General features: G+C 64.9%; 14 protein-coding genes and 3 pseudogenes. 8 read left to right on the top strand and 9 right to left on the bottom strand.

The window, feature by feature from the left end; all coding sequences use genetic code 11:
* Positions 1-53: 53 nt before the first annotated feature.
* From ACUXVA_RS08180 to ACUXVA_RS08170, 3 genes and pseudogenes are all read left to right on the top strand, one after another.
* Positions 54-707, top strand: coding sequence for an ABC transporter ATP-binding protein (locus ACUXVA_RS08180; RefSeq protein WP_265080759.1), 654 nt, complete (start codon positions 54-56; stop codon positions 705-707).
* Positions 704-3,167 (top strand): annotated as a pseudogene (locus ACUXVA_RS08175) (FtsX-like permease family protein). Before ACUXVA_RS08180 ends, ACUXVA_RS08175 begins: the two are co-directional and overlap by 4 nt.
* Positions 3,157-4,246: pseudogene (locus ACUXVA_RS08170) on the top strand (lipocalin-like domain-containing protein). The pseudogenes ACUXVA_RS08175 and ACUXVA_RS08170 overlap by 11 nt, the downstream one beginning before the upstream one ends.
* A gap of 48 nt (positions 4,247-4,294) precedes the next feature.
* On the opposite strand, the pseudogene ACUXVA_RS08165 reads toward ACUXVA_RS08170, so the two are convergent.
* The 3 genes and pseudogenes from ACUXVA_RS08165 to htpG all read right to left on the bottom strand — a co-directional run bounded on the left by ACUXVA_RS08165 (position 4,295) and on the right by htpG (position 7,877).
* Positions 4,295-5,501: pseudogene (locus ACUXVA_RS08165) on the bottom strand (ABC transporter substrate-binding protein).
* A 151-nt stretch (positions 5,502-5,652) separates the two neighbouring features.
* Positions 5,653-5,874, bottom strand: coding sequence for a hypothetical protein (locus tag ACUXVA_RS08160; protein ID WP_265080763.1), 222 nt, complete (start codon positions 5,872-5,874; stop codon positions 5,653-5,655).
* Positions 5,875-5,936: 62 nt separating this feature from the next.
* Complete coding sequence (gene htpG, locus ACUXVA_RS08155) at positions 5,937-7,877, bottom strand: molecular chaperone HtpG (protein WP_265080764.1); 1,941 nt, start codon at positions 7,875-7,877, stop codon at positions 5,937-5,939.
* Positions 7,878-8,040: 163 nt separating this feature from the next.
* Here htpG and ACUXVA_RS08150 point away from each other — a divergent pair, with 163 nt between their 5' ends.
* On the top strand, positions 8,041-8,397 hold the full coding sequence (locus tag ACUXVA_RS08150; RefSeq protein WP_265080765.1) for a PRC-barrel domain-containing protein: 357 nt from the start codon (positions 8,041-8,043) through the stop codon (positions 8,395-8,397).
* Between the two features lie 7 nt (positions 8,398-8,404).
* On the opposite strand, the gene ACUXVA_RS08145 is transcribed toward ACUXVA_RS08150, so the two are convergent.
* A complete protein-coding gene (locus tag ACUXVA_RS08145) occupies positions 8,405-8,602 on the bottom strand; it encodes a hypothetical protein (RefSeq protein ID WP_265080766.1) in 198 nt (65 codons plus the stop codon).
* 100 nt (positions 8,603-8,702) lie between these two features.
* Positions 8,703-9,035, bottom strand: a complete 333-nt coding sequence (locus ACUXVA_RS08140; RefSeq protein WP_445491594.1) for a hypothetical protein — start codon at positions 9,033-9,035, stop codon at positions 8,703-8,705.
* Positions 9,036-9,338: 303 nt separating this feature from the next.
* Here ACUXVA_RS08140 and ACUXVA_RS08135 point away from each other — a divergent pair, with 303 nt between their 5' ends.
* Positions 9,339-10,394 (top strand): methyl-accepting chemotaxis protein, encoded by a 1,056-nt coding sequence (locus ACUXVA_RS08135; protein ID WP_413776552.1) that lies wholly within the window; start codon positions 9,339-9,341, stop codon positions 10,392-10,394.
* 75 nt (positions 10,395-10,469) lie between these two features.
* Positions 10,470-11,366, top strand: a complete 897-nt coding sequence (locus ACUXVA_RS08130) for a dioxygenase family protein (RefSeq protein WP_265080768.1) — start codon at positions 10,470-10,472, stop codon at positions 11,364-11,366.
* Between the two features lie 73 nt (positions 11,367-11,439).
* Here ACUXVA_RS08130 and ACUXVA_RS08125 read toward each other — a convergent pair whose 3' ends face one another.
* The 3 genes from ACUXVA_RS08125 to ACUXVA_RS08115 are packed head-to-tail and all read right to left on the bottom strand — an operon-like array spanning position 11,440 to position 13,855.
* On the bottom strand, positions 11,440-11,949 hold the full coding sequence (locus ACUXVA_RS08125) for an NUDIX hydrolase (RefSeq protein ID WP_265080769.1): 510 nt from the start codon (positions 11,947-11,949) through the stop codon (positions 11,440-11,442).
* 41 nt (positions 11,950-11,990) lie between these two features.
* On the bottom strand, positions 11,991-12,968 hold the full coding sequence (gene denD / locus ACUXVA_RS08120; protein ID WP_265080770.1) for a D-erythronate dehydrogenase: 978 nt from the start codon (positions 12,966-12,968) through the stop codon (positions 11,991-11,993).
* Positions 12,965-13,855 carry an NAD(P)-dependent oxidoreductase gene (locus tag ACUXVA_RS08115; RefSeq protein WP_445491591.1) on the bottom strand — a complete coding sequence of 297 codons (891 nt, stop codon included), beginning with the start codon at positions 13,853-13,855 and terminating at the stop codon, positions 12,965-12,967. Before ACUXVA_RS08115 ends, denD begins: the two co-directional genes overlap by 4 nt.
* Before the next feature lie 217 nt (positions 13,856-14,072).
* Between ACUXVA_RS08115 and ACUXVA_RS08110 the strand changes: the two genes are divergently transcribed.
* Entirely contained in the window at positions 14,073-15,062 is a 990-nt protein-coding gene (locus ACUXVA_RS08110; protein ID WP_265080771.1) for an ABC transporter substrate-binding protein, read from the top strand.
* A 206-nt stretch (positions 15,063-15,268) separates the two neighbouring features.
* Positions 15,269-16,963, top strand: coding sequence for a dihydroxy-acid dehydratase (gene ilvD, locus ACUXVA_RS08105; RefSeq protein WP_265080772.1), 1,695 nt, complete (start codon positions 15,269-15,271; stop codon positions 16,961-16,963).
* 124 nt (positions 16,964-17,087) lie between these two features.
* On the opposite strand, the gene ACUXVA_RS08100 is transcribed toward ilvD, so the two are convergent.
* A complete protein-coding gene (locus ACUXVA_RS08100) occupies positions 17,088-18,770 on the bottom strand; it encodes a methyl-accepting chemotaxis protein (protein WP_445493264.1) in 1,683 nt (560 codons plus the stop codon).
* Between the last annotated feature and the right edge of the window lie 779 nt (positions 18,771-19,549).

The raw sequence follows: 19,549 nt of genomic DNA, 5'->3' as shown, positions 1-19,549 counted from the left end.
GGCAGCCGGCCACCCGGGACGCCCCGCAAACCGGCGTGCTAGGATGGACCGGCATGCTGACCGTCCGCCATCTCACAAAATCCTATCGCTCGGCCCAGGAACAGGTGGCGGTTCTGCGCGGCGTCGACCTCGATGTCGCTGCCGGCGAGAGCGTCGCCTTGACCGGCGAATCCGGCAGCGGCAAGAGCACGCTGCTGCATCTGATCGCCGGCCTCGACCAGGCTGACGGCGGCGAGGTGCGGCTCGGCGACACTGTCGTGACCGCCCTGCCCGACCCGGCACGCGCCGCGCTGCGCCGCGACCGTCTCGGGCTGGTGTTCCAGCAGTTCAACCTGATCCCCAGCCTCAGCGTAGCCGACAATCTGGCGTTCCAGTCGCGCATCGCGGGACGTCATGATGCGGCGTGGCATGCGGAACTCATCGAACGCCTCGGCCTCGCATTGCTGCTCAAGCGCTACCCGGAACAACTGTCCGGCGGGCAGCAGCAGCGCGTCGCCATCGGCCGCGCGCTGGCGGCGAAACCGCTGCTGCTGCTTGCCGACGAACCTACCGGCAATCTCGACGAGGCCACCGCCGACGAGGTGCTGGGACTGGCGCGCGATCTTGTGGCGCGCACCGGCTGCGGCTTCCTGATGGTGACACACAGCGCGCGGCTCGCCGCTACCCTCGACCGTCAGGTCCGTCTTCATGCCGGGCTGATCGCGTGACACGCGCAGCGTGGGTCCTCGCGGTGCTGCTGAGCCACTGGCGCCGACACCCGATGCAACTGGCTACCTTGCTGGTCGGGCTGATTTCGGCGACCGCGCTGTGGAGCGGCGTGCAGGCTCTGAACCAGCAGGCACGCGCGAGCTACGATCGCGCAGCGGCAACCTTCGGCGGTGCGCGCACTGCGATGCTGGTCGGCCGCGACCGGGCCACTTCTCCGCAACAGCTGTTCGTCGACTTGCGCCGCGCCGGCTGGCCGGTGTCGCCGATGCTGGAGGGCCGCGTCACCATTGGCGGCCGCTCGGTGCGCCTGCTCGGCATCGAGCCGGTGACGCTGCCGGCGGAGACGACGGCGACGCCGGAAATCGGCCGCGCCGGCGTGCAGGCTTTCCTGCTGCCGCCCGGCCAGACGCTGGTGGCGCCGGAGACGCTGGCTGACCTCGCACTGCCGGAAGGCGCCACGCCGGAGATTGCCGGCGCTGGCGCCCTGCCACCGCTCAAAATGCAGCGGCAACTGGCGCCGAGCGTGTTGATCGTCGATATCGGCGTGGCGCAGCGGCTGCTGCACATGCCGAATCGGATCTCGCGGCTGGCGATCGGCAAGACCAAGGGCGCCCGCCCGCCGCTCGAAGCGGTCGCCGGTGACCGGTTGCGATTGGTCGAGCCGGAGGCCGAGACCGACCTGCAGCGGCTCACCGACAGCTTCCATCTCAACCTCACGGCCTTCGGGCTGCTGTCGTTCCTGGTCGGGCTGTTCATCGTCAATTCCGCCGTCGGTCTCGCCTTCGAACAGCGCCGGTCGATGCTGCGCACCGTGCGCGCCTGCGGCGTGTCGGCTCGGATGCTGAACGCCGTGTTGCTGAGCGAACTGGTCAGCATCGCGCTGCTGTCCGGCCTCGTCGGCCTGGTCTGCGGCTATCTGATCGCGGCATCGCTGCTGCCCGATGTCGCCGCCAGCCTGCGCGGACTCTACGGCGCCGATATTCCCGGCCGGCTGCAATTGAAGCCGCAATGGTGGCTGGCCGGACTCGCCATCTCCGTGATCGGCGCAGTCGCGGCTGCGGCAGCAAGTCTCGTGAAAGCGGCGCGGCTGCCTTTGCTGGTTGCGGCGCAACCCTACGCCTGGCAGCAGGCGCAACACCGCTGGCTGTGCTGGCAGGGCGGCGCCGCACTTCTCGTCTTCGCATCGGCTATCGGCTTCCTCGGCTTCGGCGATTCGCTGAGCGCAGGCTTCGCCGTGCTGGCGGCGCTGCTGCTTGGCGCGGCGCTGGCATTGCCGGTGATCCTCGGCGGCGTGCTGGCGCTCGGCGAACGGCTGGCGCGGCGACCGCTGACCACGTGGTTCTGGGCTGACAGCCGGTTGCAACTGTCCGGCCTGTCGCTGGCGCTGATGGCGCTGCTGCTGGCGCTGGCGGTCAATGTCGGCGTCGGCACCATGGTGGAGAGCTTCAGCCGCACGTTTACGGGCTGGCTGAACGGACGGTTGGCGTCGGAGATCTATCTCAACGCCGCCAGCGACCCACAGGCCGGGGAGATCAAGGCTTGGCTGGCGCACCGCCCGGAAGTGCAGGCCACATTGCAGAGTGGCCGCGCCGATGTGCAGACTGGCCGGTCTGCCGGTGGAGTTGCTCGGCTTTGCCGATCACGCCACCTATCGCGACCAGTGGCCCTTGCTCGAATCTTCGGTCGACGCGTGGGACCGCGTGAAGACCGGCAACGCCGCGTTGATCAGCGAACAATTGTCGCGCCGCCTGAAGCTGAAGATCGGCGACCAGGTCGAGGTGCCCGTGGCCTCCGGAAAATGGACACTCGACGTCGTGGCCATCTATGCCGACTACGGCAATCCGAAAGGTCAGCTTGGCGTCGCCGTCGACGCACTGTTCCAGCACTTCCCCGATATTCCGCGCACCCGCTTCGGGCTCCGGGTCGTGCCGGCCGCAGTGCCGCAGCTGATGGCCGATATCCAGCAACGCTTTAGCCTGGACGGCCGCAACCTCGCTGACCAGGCGACGGTGAAGACGGAGTCGCTGCGGATTTTCAACCGCACCTTCGCCGTCACGGCGGCGCTGAACGCCTTTACCCTCGGCGTCGCCGGCGTGGCGCTGCTGACCAGCCTGCTGACCCTGAGCAATTCGCGGCTGCCGCAACTGGCGCCGCTGTGGGCAATCGGTATCACCCGGCGTCGGCTCGCCGCCATCGAACTGCTCAAGACCATGGCGGTGGCGCTGATCACGTCGCTGCTGGCGCTGCCGCTGGGTTTGTCGGTGGCGTGGTGCCTGATCGCCGTGGTCAACGTGAAGGCTTTCGGCTGGCGGCTGCCGTTCACCGTCTTTCCGTTCCAGTTATTGCAATTGCTGGGCGTAGCGATGCTGGCCGCGTTGCTGGCATCATTACTGCCGATCATCGGGTTGCTGCGGATGCAGCCCGCGCGACTGGTGAAGATCTTTGCCGATGAACGATAGCCCCCGAATCACGCGCCGTGGCTTTGCCGGCGGCCTTGCACTCCTCGGCCTCGGCGCGCCGCGCGCGGGGGCACAGGGCTTTGCCGGCCTCGGCCGCGACGCCGGAGGATTCGCGGCGGTGGTGCCGGGCAAGGCCCTGTCATTTCCCGCCGACCACGGCCCGCATCCGGACTATCGCATCGAGTGGTGGTACCTCACCGCGAGATCTCAACGACGCCAACGGCGCCGCCTATGGCGTGCAGTGGACACTGTTCCGGCAGGCGATGGCCGCGGGCACGCAAGCGGAGGGCTGGGCCAATCCGCAGATCTGGATGGGGCACGCGGCGGTGACATCGGCCGGCACCCACCGGTCGAGCGAGACACTTGCCCGCGGCGGTATCGGCCAGGCAGGCGCGACGGCACAGCCGTTTCGCGCCTGGATCGATGCCTGGGAGATGCGCGGACTGGACGGCATGTCCGACGCAAGTCTAGCACCGCTGGCGGTCACGGCGTCGGGCGCCGACTTCAGCTACGCGTTGCGGCTCGACGCGGATCGTCCCCTGGTGCTGCAGGGTGACGGCGGCTACAGCAGGAAATCCGAGCGTGGGCAGGCTTCGTATTACTACAGCCAGCCGTGGTTCAGGGCCGCGGGCAGCTTGACGATCGACGACCGGACCATCGACGTCAGCGGACAGGCATGGATGGACCGTGAGTATTCGAGCCAGCCGCTGGCCTCCGACCAGACCGGCTGGGACTGGTTCTCGCTGCATCTTTCGTCCGGCGAAAAACTGATGCTGTTCCGGCTGCGGCAGGCGAGCGGCGCAAACTACTTTTCCGGCAACTGGATCACGCCCGATGGCCGCTCCGAGCAGATCGCCTCAACGGCCATCGCCATGACGCCAACGGCCACCACCGAGGTCGCCGGCCGCAAGCTACCGACATCGTGGCGCATCGTCGTTGCATCGCGCGGCGTCGCGATCGACACCGCGCCGCTCAATCCGATGAGCTGGATGGCGACGAGCTTTGCCTATTGGGAAGGACCGATCGCGTTGCGCGGCAGCCATAGCGGCGTCGGCTATCTGGAGATGACGGGGTATTAACCTCTCCCCGCAAAGGGCGGGGAGAGGTTAAAGGACCGCATTGTCTTTTTACTTCGTCAGCGGGCAGCCGCTCTCCGCGGCGGTGGGGAACGCCTTGTTGCCGGGCACGGTGGCGAGCTGCTTGTAATAGTCCCACGGCTTCCTGGATTCCGACGGCTTCTTCACCTCGAACAGATAGAGGTCATGCACGAAGCGGCCGTTGGCCAGCACGTTGCCCTTGGCGAAGGCATCGTCCACCGGCAATTCCTTGAGTTTCCTGGCCACCGCATCGGAGTCCTTGGAACGAGGCGGCCTTCACCGCCTTGAGATAGGACAGCGTCGCCGAATAGGTACCGGCCTGGATCATGTTCGGCATGCGCTGGGTGCGCTTGAAGAAGCGCTCGGCGAATTCGCGCGACTTGTCGTCGCGGTCCCAGTAATAAGCCTCGGTCAGCACCAGTCCCTGCGAAGCCTGCAGGCCGAGACCGTGCACTTCCGCCAGCGTCAGCAGCAGGCCGGCGAGCTTCTGGCCGCCGGCGACGATGCCGAATTCCGCCGCCTGCTTGATGGAATTGGCGGTGTCGAGGCCGGCATTGGCGAGGCCGACGATTTTTGCTTTCGAGCTTTGCGCCTGCAGCAGGAAGGACGAGAAGTCCGACGAGTTGAGCGGGTGACGCACCGAACCCAGCACCTTGCCGCCCTTGGCCTTGACGATGTCGCCGGTGTCCTGCTCGAGCGCGTAGCCGAAGGCGTAGTCGGCGGTGAGGAAGAACCAGGTGTCGCCACCGGCTTCCACCAGCGCGCCGCCGGTGCCGACGGCGAGCGCGTGGGTGTCATAGGCCCAGTGGAAACCATAGGGCTGGCAGGCATCGCCGGTGATGCGCGAGGTTGCGGCACCGACCACGATGTCGATCTTCTTCTTTTCCTTCGACAATTCCTGAACCGCCAGAGCCACCGACGAAGTGGTCAGTTCGGTGATCATGTCGACGCCGTCGACGTCATACCACTTGCGTGCAATCGCGATCGCCGTGTCGGGCTTGTTCTGATGGTCGGCAGTGACCAGATCGATTTTCTGGCCGAGCACCTCGCCGCCGAAATCCTCGATCGCCATCTTTGCGGCCTCGACGGAATACTTGCCGCCGTAATCGGCGTAGACGCCAGACTGATCGTTGAGAATTCCGATCTTGACGCCTTGAGCAGTTCCCTGCGCCAGAGCCGGCGCAGCGAGACACAGGCTGCATACCGCAACAGCCGACAGCAAAGGTCCGAACTTCATCACAAGCCTCCCAATATTTTTAATTGGGCGCAGGCTATTTTAGAAGTTCGTGACTGCCCAGCTAATCTTTCGGCGTAGCTGGAAAGCGCAGACCGGATCAGCGATTGGCACGATGAAGCACGCGCGCAGCATTTGCTGCAACGCACTCTTGTCACTGCTGCTGGCGCAGCGCCGCTTCGATACAGGCGAGTTCCCGCTCGATCTCGGCCATCAACGGCACAGGGTCGTTGTCGGAGGTCAGGTGCATCTTGTCGTAAGTGCCGTTCTGCAAGCTTTCGAGCATCGCCCGACGATCGGTCTGATAGCCCTTGAGGCGCTCGAAGTCGCCGCGCTCGGCATATTTATTGATCAGTTTTTCGAACACGCTGCTCATGGCGGGAACCTCCGGCAAAAGAAGACGCGGCGCCTTCGGCGCCGCGCCAAAAAGGTTCGGTGTCAGAACGCCCGCAGCACCAGCCGGTTCAGGCGGCTGGCGAAGGCCGCGGGATCCTCCGGCAACTCGCCGTCGAGGATCTGCGCCTGCTCCAGCAGCAGCATCGACAGATCGGCGGCTTCGCCGCCCTTGGCGGTGTCGGCCTTGGCCAATGCCGCAACGAGCGGATGCTTCATGTTGATCTCGAGCACCGGTTTTGTCACAGCGCCGCGGTTCTGCTGCGCCAGCATGCGCTCCAGCGCGCGGTCGGGTCCGAAGCCGCCGGCGATCAGGCAGGAGGCCGAGGTGGTGAGGCGGGTCGATACCTTCACATCGGAGACGCGATCGCCGAGCGCCTCCTTGATCACGGCGATGACGGCAGCCTCGTCGGTCTCCGAGGTCGGCTCGTCCTTCTTGTCCTCGTCAACGACAGGGATCAGGTCGAGGTTGAGGTCACCCTGGCTCAGCGACTTCAGCGGCTTGCCGTCGAAATCGAGGCCGCCCGAGGTCCAGAATGCATCGACCGGATCGGTCAGCAGCAGCACCTCGATGCCGCGGGCGGTCGCGGATTCCAGTTTCGGATTCGACTTCAGCCGCTCGATACTGTCGCCGACCAGATAGTAGATCTCGGTCTGGTTCGGCTTGAGGTCGGCGATATATTGCTTCAGCGAGCGCTTCTCGCCCGACGTGGTGGTGAAACGCGACAGCGCCAGCAGCTTTTCGCGGCGCTCGAAATCCTCGTAGATGCCTTCCTTGATCACCGGTCCGAAGGCGTCCCAGATCTTTGCAAAGGTCTCCGGCTCCTTGTCACCGAGGCTTTCCAGCTCGCCTATGACGCGGGTGGTGACCGCCTTGCGGATCTGCGCCAGTTGCGGATTGTTTTGCAGCATCTCGCGCGACAGGTTGAGCGGCAGGTCCTCGCTGTCGATCACCCCGCGGATGAAGCGCAGATAGGATGGCAGCAGGTCGGCATCTGCAGTGATGAAGACGCGGCGGACATAGAGCTTCACATGGCCCTTGCGCTGCGGCTCGAACAGGTCGAACGGCTTGGCCGATGGCGCAAACAGCAGCACCGCATAGGAATAGCGGCCCTCGGCGCGGTAGTGCAGGGTCATCGCCGGTTCGTCCCAGGCGGAGGCGATCGACTTGTAGGCCTTGGTGTAATCCTCCGGCGTCAGCTCCGACTTGGAGCGCTGCCATAGCGCGCTGGCCGAATTGATCTGCCGCGGCTCGTTGTCGGGCTTTTCTTCGTCCTTGGCCTCGTCTTCACCCTCGGCTTTCGGCTCCGAATCGGCTGCCGGGGCGTCCGGCTGCAGCATGATCGGAAACTGGATGTTGTCGGAATAGGCGCCGACCACGCGCTCGATCTCGTACCCTGCGAGATATTTCTTCGCGTCCTCTTTCAGATGCAGCACGATCTCGGTGCCGCGGCCGATCCTGGCGGCGTCGGCCTCGCTGGCTGGCGCGATCTCGAACCCGGCACCGCCGGACGACGACCAGATGAAGGCCTCTTCAGAGCCGGCGCGGCGGCTGGTGACGGTGATGCGGTCGGCTACCATGAAGGCGGCATAGAAGCCGACGCCGAACTGGCCGATCAGCCCGGCGCCATCCTTGGCCTCGGTGAGGCGCGACAGGAACGATTTGGTGCCGGAACGGGCGATGGTGCCGAGATTGTCGATCAGTTCCTGGCGGCTCATGCCGATGCCGTTATCGACCACCGTCAGGGTGTCGGCGGCCTTGTTCGGCACGATCCGGATGCTCAGCGGCGCGCCGTCGGCCATCAGATCCGGCTGCGCGATCGCCTCGTAACGCAACTTGTCGCAGGCGTCGGAAGCATTGGAAATCAGCTCGCGCAGGAAGATGTCGGTCTCGGAATAGACCGAGTGCACCATCAGATGCAGCAATTCGGCGACTTCGGCCTGGAACGGCTGGGATTCGGCGGCGGGAATGTCGGTGGTGGTCATGCGGGAGGCTCGATCACGGTCAGGGGAAAGCACGGATATAGGCATACGATTTTCGGGAGTCCATGGCTTCGACCGCAACTTGGGCGATGCGACATCGGAGCCCGGGAACGCTGACGCTGCCCTGCCGTTGCCTCTGCGAAAACCAGCGATACGGGAGACGACCATGACCACAGAAGCGCGCGAGACCGTGAGCCTGATCGGCAGCGACAAGGTGGAGGGAACCGCGGTCTACGGGCCCGATGGCGAGCGGATCGGGACCATCGAGCGGGTGATGATCGAGAAAGTCAGCGGCCGGGTGTCCTATGCGGTGCTGAGCTTCGGCGGCTTCCTGGGCATCGGCGACGATTTCTATCCGCTGCCGTGGCCGTCACTGAAGTACAATGTCGATCTCGGCGGCTACCAGACCATGGTGACAACCGACCAGCTCAACGACGCGCCGAAACATCGCCGAGCCGATGACTGGAACTGGGGTCGCGGCACCGCCGACATCGACGACTACTATGGCGTCGCAGTTCGGTGAGGCGCGATCAGCCGCCGGTCGCCACGGCGTAGGCGCCTTCCAGCATCGACAGGCATTCGAGGGCGCGCTCCTGCGCCGAGGCGCCTGCGCTCTGCGCGATCTCGCGCAGGTCGCGGATCGCCAGGTCGACCGCGCTCAGCAGGTCGAGTTCGTCGTCGTCAGATTGCAGTACGGCACGCGCTGGAAACTGAATCACATTTGTCACTGGATTACCCTGGCACGAATCATCGAACGCCATTTGGCCCTGAAATAGTTAAGCCAATTGATACATGCGCGAAGGCCGTCATCCGGCCTGTCGCGACGCGTCAATCCTGCCAGCCGACTAGCGGGATCAGGCTGACACGGTAATCGGGCGGTAGGGTTTCGCTAACAGTTTCGATAGCAGCCCCATCAGCTTCGCCAACAGCGACGCTCTCTTGTGCCACCGGCTCCACTGGAGCGACCGTGGGACTGACGACCGGCGTGATGCTGTCGCGACCTCGACGCCAGGCCTCGGACTCGATCTGGCGCGCGAATCGGCGAAACAGGTCGGTGGCGCGTTTGCGCTGCGCGTCGGTCAGCGCCGTTGCAATCAGGAAAATCAGTTCCTCTGACAGTTCAGCGGCGGTGGCTCTGCTGTCGTCGTCGATCATGGTCATGAAATGGTCCGGAGCAGGAAACGCGCAGCTTGCCGGCATTTGATTGAGATCGGGTTGCCGACCTTTCGCCGGCAGCGGTCCAGCGTAGGTACCGGCGGCTGCAACAACGGCCTAATTGCCGAAAGAATAAGCACTTTTGGCGTTTCACGAGCAGTCCACACGCCCGCTGGGTTAATGTCTCATTAGCCGAAATGATGGAAAGTAGCGGAATTGTATTCGCGTACCGCGCAGGCCGGCACGGTGCACCGCTCCCATTAGGAGATACCAGGGATGGTTATGACGATGGATCGTGCCAGCAGTCCCATGCGGGCGATCACAAACCAACCTGGCGAAACGGAAACTGATTCGGACATCTCGACGCTGATCGCGCGGCTGACGTCCGAGGTCAACCAGATCGCCTGCGAGAAGACCAAGTCGATCCAGAACATCACCAACCAGATGAAGATGCTGGCGTTGAATGCGCTGATCGAGAGTTCGCGCGCCGGTGTCCACGGCGCGGGCTTCGCGGTAGTGGCGCAGGAAGTACGCAATGTCGGCCAACTGGTCGAGACCATCGCCAAAGAGCTGGAGACCCAGCTCACCGGACGCACAGGAAGCCTGATGCAATCCATCGACCGCATGACCGAACGGTCGCGCGGCGAGCGCATGGTCGACCTGTCGCTGAACGCCATCGAACTGATGGACCGCAACCTCTATGAGCGCACCTGCGACGTGCGCTGGTGGGCAACCGATTCTGCGGTGGTCGACTGCGCCGCTGCGCCGGATAATTCCACCGTGGCCCATGTCTCGGAGCGCCTTGCGGTGATCCTCGGCGCCTACACCGTGTATCTCGACCTGTGGCTGTGCGATCTCGACGGCAACGTGCTGGCGAGCGGACGCGGCGATCGCTTCAACGTCCGCGGCCATAATGTCGCCAACACAGCATGGTTTCGCGACGCGAGAAAGCTGCGCTCCGGCGACGACTATGTGGCCGGCGACGTGGAGAAGCAGCCGCTGCTGAACAACGCCCAGGTGGCGACCTATTGCGCCAGCGTGCGCGAGGGCGGCAAGGCCAATGGCAGGCCTCTCGGCGTGCTGGCCATCCACTTCGACTGGGAAGCTCAGGCCCGCGCCATCGTCGAGGGCGTGCGCGTCGGCGACGATCGCACCCGCGTGCTGCTGGTGGACTCCAATTTCCGCGTCATCGCAGCCTCCGACGGCGAGGGCCTGCTGACCGAGCGTATTCCGCTGCAACTGAACGGCCGCCGCAGCGGGTTCTACCACCAAAGCTCCGGCGCCCAGGTCGCATTCCATGCCACACCGGGCTACGAAACCTACAAGGGGCTGGGCTGGTACGGGGTGATTGTCAGAGGGGCGTAGGCTGAAGTTTGAGGCGAGTCTTGCTTTCTTCCGTTCTTCCCTTGTGGGAAAAGCGCAGAAAGTCGGGAGCACGCCATGACCACCATCAAGCGACAAGAAGACGTCACGCCGGCAGTGCTGGAAGTGATGGAACGCACGAAAAATCCGCGGATGCGCGAGATCATGGTGTCGCTGGTCACTCACCTGCACGGCTTCGTCCGCGACGTCCGCCTCACCGAAGAGGAATTTCGCGACGCCGCCGCGATCCTCAACGAGATCGGCAAGCTGACCACCGACACTCACAACGAGGCCGTGCTGATGGCCGGCTCGCTCGGGGTGTCGTCGCTGGTCTGCCTGCTCAACAACGGCGCCAACGGCACCACCGAGACGTCGCAGAGCCTGCTCGGGCCGTTCTGGCGTCTGAATTCGCCCCGGGTCGACAATGGCGGCTCGATCGTCCGCTCCGACACCCCGGGCCCGGCGCTATTCATGACCGCTGTGGTGCAGGACCGCGGCGGCGCGCCGGTGCCCGCGGCCGAGGTCGACATCTGGCACTCCTCGCCGGTCGGACTGTACGAGAACCAGGACCCCGACCAGGAGAACTTCAACCTGCGCGGAAAATTCACCACCGACGCTGAGGGCAGATTCTGGTTTCGCTCGGTCAAGCCGGCCGGCTATCCGATTCCCACCGACGGCGTGGTGGGCCGGCTGCTCGACGCACAGGACCGCCACCCGTTCCGGCCGGCCCATGTCCATGCACTGATCTACAAACCCGGCTTCAAGACGGTGATCTCGCAGGTCTATGCCGACGACGATGCCCACCTCGGCAGCGACGTGCAGTTCGGCGTCACCGAGGCGCTGGTCGGTCGCTTCATGCGCCATGATCAGCCGCACCCCACCGCCGCAGACGTATCCGCGCCGTGGTATTCGCTGGACTATCGTTTCATGATGGAGCCCGGCGAGGCGAAATGGCCGCGGCCACCGATCAAGTGAGGGCTCCTCCTTCTCCCCCGCGCGAAGCGAAGCTCCGGCAGGTGGGAGAGGGAAGACAGAAAGCGCCTCCTCGCTAGCCTGCCAGCCAGCGCCAGATCTTTTGCAGCACGTCGCGCGGTGCGGGCGCCGCCACCGGCGCCAGCGGCGGGCGCGGCAGCGGCTGCGCCCCGTCGTCCGGCGCAATTGCCTGCGGCCCGACCTGGGCGAGGAAGGCCTGCTCGTGCTGGCGCGTGAGCCGCAGCAGCGCGCTGTCAATCGGCAACCATTCGACGGCAGCAATGTCCTTCATCAGTTTGCGGCTCGGCGCGGCGTCGGCTTCCATACGCCAGAAGTGCACCACCTTGGTGCGTTCGCCGAGCGGGTAGGCCAGCGTTCCCAGAAACTCGTGCACCGACACCGCATGGCCAGTTTCTTCCAGCACCTCGCGTTCGGCCGCATCGCGCGGCGCCTCGCCCGGGTCCAGCTTACCCTTGGGCAGCACCCAGTCGGCGCGCTTGCGCATCTGCACCACTGCAATCAGTGGCGACGCGCCCCGCTTTACGACAATGCCGCCTGCGGCAACTACGACAGGCTCTCGCGCCATCGGTGATCCTTTTCCGCAATGCGCGAATGTTCAAATTGGCCTCAGCCGACGAAGGCACCGCCGAGGTCATCCTCAATATGGCTATGAATAATCGATTCGAAACTGTCGTCAGCCCTGAAACCCAGGGACAATGCGCGCGGCGTCTCAAAGGTCCCAGGCCAGCCGGCGACCATGGCCATGACAGCGGGATCCGGCACATGACGGATGCGTGACACCACGGCATCGCCGGCCACATGACGCAGCGCTGCGATCTGCTGCCCGACGGTTGCGGGCACGCCCGGCATCATCACGCTGCGGCGGGCGCCGAGCCGGGCGCTGTCGAGGGTCGCCGCATGCAGCAGGAAGCCGACCGTGGCGCGCGGACTGGCATGGGTCTGCGCCACGCTGTGATCGACCGGCAGGATTGCCTCCCGCCCGGCCAGCGGTTCACGGATGATGCTGGAGAAAAAGCCGGACGACGCTGCATTCGGCTTGCCGGGCCGCACACAGATGTTCGGCAGGCGAATGCCGATGCCATCGAAAAAGCCGCGGCGGCTGTAATCCGCCAGCAGCAATTCGCAGATCGCCTTCTGGGTGCCGTAGCTCGACAGCGGTGTGTGGAAGAAATCGTCGGCGATCGGGCCAATATAGGGCGCGCCGAACACCGCGATGGACGACGTATAGACCAGGCGCGGAGTGTAGCTTTCCTTGGCGCGGATCGCCTCGAACAGCGCGCGGGTGCCGTCGAGATTGACGGCATAGCCCTTGTCGAAATTCTGCTCGGCCTCGCCGGACACGATGGCAGCGAGATGGAAGATCACATCGGGCCGTGACGCCAGCAGCTTCGCCGGCGCCTCGGGCGATGCCAGATCGACGACGATATGTCGCGCGAAGGAAGCATCGGCGCCGAAATCGCCGGCAACGGCGTCAGCCATCACGAGGTCGGCAATGTCGGCATCGCCAATGCGGCCATCCTTCAGCAGCCGCTCGCACAGCTTGCGGCCGATCATGCCGGCGGCGCCGATCACCAATACCTTCATGCTTTCGGCGCCGACAGCTTGTAGATTTCCAGCGCGTCGGCGTCAGTTCCGCGGGTCGCAGCGGCCATGCGGAACAACTGCGCGGCGAGCGCCGCCATCGGCACCGGGGTCTGCGTGTCGTGGGCGACGTCGACCACCGTGTCTAGGTCCTTGAGCATGGTCGCGATATGGCCGAGCGGCGGCGAGTGGATGCCGGCCACCATCCGCGGCACGAACAGCTGCAGCGGGATCGAATCGGCAAAGCCGCCGGCCAGCGCCTCCGGCAGCCGCTTGGCGTCGATGCCGGCATTGACGGCCAGCCGCGTCGCCTCCGCCAGCACCGCCATGGCACAGCCGACGATCACCTGGTTGCAGAGTTTTGTGGTCTGGCCGGCGCCGATCGGACCCATATGGGTGAAGCCGCGGGCCATCGCCATGATATAGGGCCGGACGCGTTCGATGTCGGCGGCGTCGCCGCCGGCCATGATCGCCAGCGTCGCTTCTTCCGCGCCCTTGGTGCCGCCGGACACCGGTGCATCGATCCACACCATGCCGTTCGCGGCCTTCAGCCGGATCGCGATGGAGCGCGCCGCATCGGGATGGATCGAGGAAAAATCGACGACGAGTTTTCCGTCCCCCGGAACGCTCGCCAATCCATCGGCGCCAAACACCACTTCCTCCACCGCCGACGCGTCGGTCAGGCACATGAAGATAATTTCGGCGGCGGCCGCAACGTCACAGGGTTTTGCGGCGGCGGTGGCGCCGGCCTCGACCAGGGCTGCGGCCTTGCCCGGCGAGCGATTCCACACCGTGACGTTGTGGCCGGCATGAAGCAGCCGCCGCGTCATCGGCAGTCCCATCAGCCCGAGACCGAGATAGCCGAGCTTTTCCTGTCGTTCTGCCTGCACGTTCTGGCTCCCTTGTCGCGTGTCCTAGGCGGTGTCTACGCTGCACCAGCCACAGCATCAACGGTGATATCATCGGCGCCGGCCATTGCCGCAGGATGCAGCAGGCCCCGCGCACATGTTGAGCATCGGACAACTTGCCTGATTGTTTGAAGCATGAAAGGCTTGCACCAGCGACGGTCGCGAGACCGCGGGTGGTCATCTTTAGTGGAGAGCGGACATGAAGCGGACGACATCGAAATGGTTGATGGCTGCGGCATTTGCTGCAGGTGCGCTGGCCAGCGCAGGTGCGAAGGCGCAGAGCATTCCGACCATCAAGGTCGGCTGGACGATTCCCGCCGAGGAATCCAAGTACTGGATGATGAAGCGCCCGACCGAGTTCAGCAATCTCGGCAAGGTCTACAATATCGAGTGGACCCAATTCCAGGGCACCTCGCCGATGACCCAGGCGCTGGCCGCGGGCGCACTCGACTGCGCCACGCAGGGCGTGCTGTCGCTGGCCAACGGCGTCAACGGCGGCAACCTGAAAGCCTACATCGTCGCCCAGCACGTCTCGGAAAAGCCGGGCAGCTTCTCGGTGTACTGGGCCGTGAAGGACGACTCGCCGATCAAGACCATCGCCGACCTCAAGGGCAAGAACGTCGGCATCTCCGTCATCGGCGGCGGCACCTACGGGCCGTTCAAGATGCTGCTGAAGGGCGCCGGCGTCGACCCCGAGAAGGACATCAAGCTGGTCGAGATCGGCTTCGCCGCCTCCGAGGACGCGCTGCGCCAGGGCCGCGTCGACGCCATCAACATGAACCAGCCGTTCGCGGCGCGCATGGAAGCCAAGGGCGGCACGCGAAAACTGTTCTCGCTGAACGAGGCGATGCCGAACATCGTGCACATCCTCGAAGCCTGCCGCGCTGATTTCGTCGACAAGAACCCCGAGATCGCCAAGGCCTATGTGTCGGACATCACGCTGGGCATGAAGAAGGCGCTGGCCAACCGCGACGAAACGCTGAAGGTCGTCAACGAGGTTATGAAGGCACCGATCCCGGTGCTGGAGACCTATCTGCTGAAGGATAACGATTTTGCGCGCGATCCCGGCGCCGCACCGAACTTCCCGGCGATGCAGAAGATGCTCGACATCTACACCGAGGCCGGCATGTTGCCGAAGATGGACGCGATGCAGTGGAAGCACCCGACCATCGTGGCACCGATCCAGTAAGGCTTGTTCTCTTACCCTCCCTAGAGGGAGAGGGTCGGATCGCAAAGCGCGTAGCGCGGCGCGATCTGGGGTGGGGTGAAGTGTTGCGCTCCATCATTGCCGCCGTCACCCCACCCCGCCGAACACGCGCTTCGCGCGACGTTCGCCGACCCTCCCCCTCCAGGGGAGGGTGACGCAACTGCGAGACCAATCCGAAAGCCACCCCTATGACCAAACTGCGCTCCCGCATCACTACGGACGGCCTCGATCGCGCGCCGCATCGCGCCTTCATGCGCGCGAGCGGGCTCGACGACGACGCCATCGCCAAGCCGATGGTCGGCGTGGTCAGCATGAAGGGCGACCTGTCGCCCTGCAACATGACCCACGACTTCCAGGTCGCGGCGGCGCGGGACGGCATCAGCGAGGCCGGCGGCACGCCGCGCGACTTCTCCACCATTTCGGTGTCCGACGGCATCAGCATGGGACATGAGGGCATGAAGTTCTCGCTGCTGTCGCGCGAGATCATCGCCGACTCCATCGAGGCCGTGGTGCACAGCTACGCGTTCGACGCGCTGATCGGCTTCGGCGGCTGCGACAAGACGCTGCCCGGCGTGATCATGGGCATGGTCCGCTGCAACGTGCCGGCGATCTTCATCTACGGCGGCAGCTCGCTGCCCGGCAAGTATGAAGGCAAGACCATCACCGCGCTGGACTCCTACGAAGCGGTCGGTTCGTTCATGACCGGCGAGATCGATGCCACCACGCTGGAAGGCATCGAGCGTGCCTGCCTGCCGACAGTGGGCGCCTGCGCCGGGCAGTTCACCGCCAATACCATGGCGATGGTCTCCGAGGCCATGGGCCTGACCATGCCGAACATCTCCATGGTGCCCGGCGTCTATGCCGAGCGCGCGCACACCGCGCGCCGCGCCGGCCGGCTGATCATGGAGATGCTGCGTAAAGGCGGTCCGCTGCCGCGCGACATCGTGACACGCAAATCGCTAGAGAACGGCGCTGCCATGGTCGCCGCCACCGGCGGCTCGACCAACGCCGCACTGCATCTGCCGGCGATCGCCAACGAGGCTGGCATTACCTTCACCATCGATGATGTCGGCGAGGTGTTTGCGCGCACGCCGCTGATCGGCAATCTCAGGCCCGGCGGCAAGTACACCGCCAAGGACGTCTACGACATCGGCGGCTGCGCGGTGGTGATGCGCGCGCTGATCGAGAGCGGGCACATCGACGGCTCCTGTCTCAGCATCACCGGCACGACGCTGGCCGAGGAATACGGCAATGCCAACAAGGCCGATGGCGAGGTGATTTACAGCGCAGCCAAACCGATCATGCCGGATGGCGGCGTCGCGGTGCTGAAGGGCAACCTCGCGCCGGACGGCGCGGTGATCAAGGTCGCCGGGTTGAAGAACACGGTGTTCGAGGGCACCGCACGGGTGTTCGAGGACGAGGATAGCTGCGTAGCCGCCGTGAAGGCCCGGACCTATAGCGCCGGCGACGTGCTGATAATCCGCAACGAGGGTCCGGTCGGCGGCCCCGGCATGCGCGAGATGCTCGGCGTCACCGCCCTGATCTATGGCCAGGGCATGGGCGAGAAGGTGGCACTGATCACCGACGGCCGGTTCTCGGGCGCAACCCGCGGCATGTGCATCGGTTACGTGTCGCCGGAAGCCTTTGTCGGCGGGCCGCTGGCGCTCGTGCGCGACGGCGACCGCATCCGCATCGACGCGCCGGCGCGGCGCATGGACCTGCTCATTGACGACGCGGAGTTCGCTTCGCGAAAAGCCGCGTGGGTGCAGCGTCCGCCGCGGCATCGCGCCGGCGCGCTAGCGAAATACGCGCGGCTGGTGGGCCAGGCGCCGGGTGGCGCCGTCACCCATGACGGCGGCGCCGAATGGCCGTGGTACGATTGATGGTCATTCCGGGGCGGACGTCGTGTTGGCTGCGCGCGAAGCCGGAATCCCGATATGTTCAAGACATATCGAGGTTGCTGGTCCGCTCGAGCTTCGCTCTCGCGCCCTGGAATGACAGTAAAATTCACGCCGCGCGCACGGCTGCGAGAAACTTCTGTACCTCGCTCTGCAGGTGATCGCTCTCGCTCATCAGCGCGCAGGCGAGACCGTGGACCTGCTCGGAGGCCGCGCCGGTGTCCGACGCGCCGCGGTTGACGTCGACGATGGAGCTGGCCACCTGGGTGGCACCTTGCGCCGCCTGCTGCACGCTGCGGGAAATCGCCTGGGTGGCCGCGCCCTGCACTTCGACGGCCGCGGCGATCGCCTGCGAAATTTCCGAGACCTGGCCGATAGTGGCGCCGATATCGCGGATCGCTGTCACCGACAGGTCGGTCGCCGACTGCATCTGCGCGATCTGCAAGCTGATCTCCTCGGTTGCCTTGGCTGTTTGCGCAGCCAAGGCCTTGACCTCTGAAGCGACCACAGCGAAGCCGCGGCCGGCCTCGCCGGCCCGCGCCGCCTCGATGGTGGCATTGAGCGCCAGCAGGTTGGTCTGTTCGGCCACCGCGCCGATCAGCTTCACCACTTCGCCGATGCGTTCCGCCGACTGCGACAGTTCACCGATGCGCGCATTGGTCTGCTCCGCCTGTTGGACGGCGGCACGGGAGATGCGCTGGGACTCCTGAACCTGGCGCCCGATCTCGGTCACCGACGAGGCCATTTCCTCGGACGCCGCCGCGGCGGACTGAGCGTTGGCGGAGGACTGCTCCGACGCCGCTGCCACGGTCGCCGACAGCGACTGCGTGGTCTCGGCCGTTTTGGTCAGGCTGCCCGCTGCCGCCTCGATCTCCGATGATGCCGCTGACACCGCTTGCACGATCTGGCCCACGGCCTGGTCGAAGCCATCGGCAACCTGCCGCATGGCCATCTTGCGCTCTTCGTCGTTCTGCCGCTTGATGACGGCCTGCTCGGCATCCATGGAGCGTACCCGCAACGCGCTGTCCTTGAAAACCTGTACCGTGCGAGCCATGGCCCCCACCTCGTCGGCGCGACCGAGCGACGGCACTATCGTTTCCAGCTCGCCGTCTGCGAGGCGCTGCATTACGCCGGTCATGCCGGTGATCGGCCGGATCACCCCGACCGCGACGCCAATGAGACCGGCCCCGATGAGCAGGGAAACCGACCCTGACAGAATCCACAGCAGCACCGTGAACGTCGCAACGCGATCGGTCGCGGCCGCCTCGGTGGCCGCATTGGCATCATTGGTGCGCTTGACGATCTCGTCGATGACGACGCGGTGCGCGGTATAGGCAGCCGTAATCACGGCATAGGCAGCGGCCGCCGCATTGCCATCCCCCCTGCCGAGCGCCGGCAGCAGTTTCTGCTCCACGGCCTCCCAGAATCGTTTCACCTCACTGTCGGATTTTTCGACCAGCAGGAATTTGATGCCCGGCTCGAGTTCGGACGCCGACCAGAACGCGCGGCGGTCGTCATAATCCTTCTTGAGCTGCGTCAACCGCTCCGTACGCACCGCCAGCGAAGCCGGATCATGAAGCGCCAGCGTGGCTTCGAGATAGGCCTCGATCACATATTCAGGCGGCGGCAGAATATCGGCGACCAGATCATTGCCAAGCTTGACGCGATCGTATACCGGCCCGCCTACCTTGAGCTGGGTCAAGCCGTAAAGACTGGTACCGATGATGACCGCGAGACCGATCGCGGTCACCACACCAAAAACGATGACCGCACGGGAAATTGTCAGACGCATCTTCATGTCGGATTTGCTCGAACTTCAGGTTGGATCGGCGGTAACTACGCGGCCCAGGTGTTTCAGCCCAGCCGATGCATAGCCCTCGGCGTATCGGAGATTGCGCCGCACCGATCGGCGGTGACACAGGTGAGACTGAGTCTGACGAGTTAGATCGATGCCAGCGACAGCTGATCGTGCAGACGGACGTTCGGCTTCCTGTTCGAACCGCGCGCGAGCGATTAGAGCCTCAAAGGTATGAACGAATTGTTCGCAGGCCCTGATGCACTTCCCGATCGTGGCAATCGCCGCTTCCAGCTTGCTGGCCTTGTCGGTGAGTCCGGCGGCAAGACCGGCCAGCGACGGCAACACCGGGCAGATGAAAGACGCTTCCCACAATGAATCCCCCTTACAATCGAGCCGGACTATTCCGCCCCTCGAGCGTCGCCGCGCCGGCAATTCGACGCCCAACGTTCGACCATTGCCAGCTGCGATAGATAGCCTGACTTAGTAAGGGACGGCTTACGCCTGCGAGCGCCCGTCCCGCTCAATTTGTGACAAATCCTGTCTCGCAGTAGTACTTATTGCTTTGCTGGCTATTGGCTGATTGCTTAACGGTGCAACACGAACGCGTTGCACCCGCGACGTGTTACCACCAGCGAAAATCTGGCGCCGCGTGCGCGTTTTTAGTAGACTGCGCAGTCCGTGAGTGAATGTTCTGCTGGCACGGCAAAGCTTTATTGTTAAATGATTGCCATGAATCGGATTGTCAGAACGCCGGCAAGTAAGCGCATTTGGTA

The sequence above is a fragment of the Rhodopseudomonas sp. RCAM05734 genome, assembly GCF_052658035.1.
The sequence above is the reverse complement of the archived record's forward strand: the minus strand, read 5'-3'. Positions and strand labels throughout refer to the sequence as shown.

Bases quoted from the DNA above. Each gene is read 5' to 3' on its own strand.
- ACUXVA_RS08180 (WP_265080759.1), top strand. From the start codon at position 54: ATGCTGACCGTCCGCCATCTCACAAAATCCTATCGCTCGGCCCAGGAA.
- ACUXVA_RS08160 (WP_265080763.1), bottom strand. From the start codon at position 5,874: ATGAGCAGCGTGTTCGAAAAACTGATCAATAAATATGCCGAGCGCGGC.
- htpG (WP_265080764.1), bottom strand. From the start codon at position 7,877: ATGACCACCACCGACATTCCCGCCGCCGAATCCCAGCCGTTCCAGGCC.
- ACUXVA_RS08150 (WP_265080765.1), top strand. From the start codon at position 8,041: ATGACCACAGAAGCGCGCGAGACCGTGAGCCTGATCGGCAGCGACAAG.
- ACUXVA_RS08140 (WP_445491594.1), bottom strand. From the start codon at position 9,035: ATGACCATGATCGACGACGACAGCAGAGCCACCGCCGCTGAACTGTCA.
- ACUXVA_RS08135 (WP_413776552.1), top strand. From the start codon at position 9,339: ATGCGGGCGATCACAAACCAACCTGGCGAAACGGAAACTGATTCGGAC.
- ACUXVA_RS08130 (WP_265080768.1), top strand. From the start codon at position 10,470: ATGACCACCATCAAGCGACAAGAAGACGTCACGCCGGCAGTGCTGGAA.
- ACUXVA_RS08125 (WP_265080769.1), bottom strand. From the start codon at position 11,949: ATGGCGCGAGAGCCTGTCGTAGTTGCCGCAGGCGGCATTGTCGTAAAG.
- denD (WP_265080770.1), bottom strand. From the start codon at position 12,968: ATGAAGGTATTGGTGATCGGCGCCGCCGGCATGATCGGCCGCAAGCTG.
- ACUXVA_RS08110 (WP_265080771.1), top strand. From the start codon at position 14,073: ATGAAGCGGACGACATCGAAATGGTTGATGGCTGCGGCATTTGCTGCA.
- ilvD (WP_265080772.1), top strand. From the start codon at position 15,269: ATGACCAAACTGCGCTCCCGCATCACTACGGACGGCCTCGATCGCGCG.
- ACUXVA_RS08100 (WP_445493264.1), bottom strand. From the start codon at position 18,770: ATGCGTCTGACAATTTCCCGTGCGGTCATCGTTTTTGGTGTGGTGACC.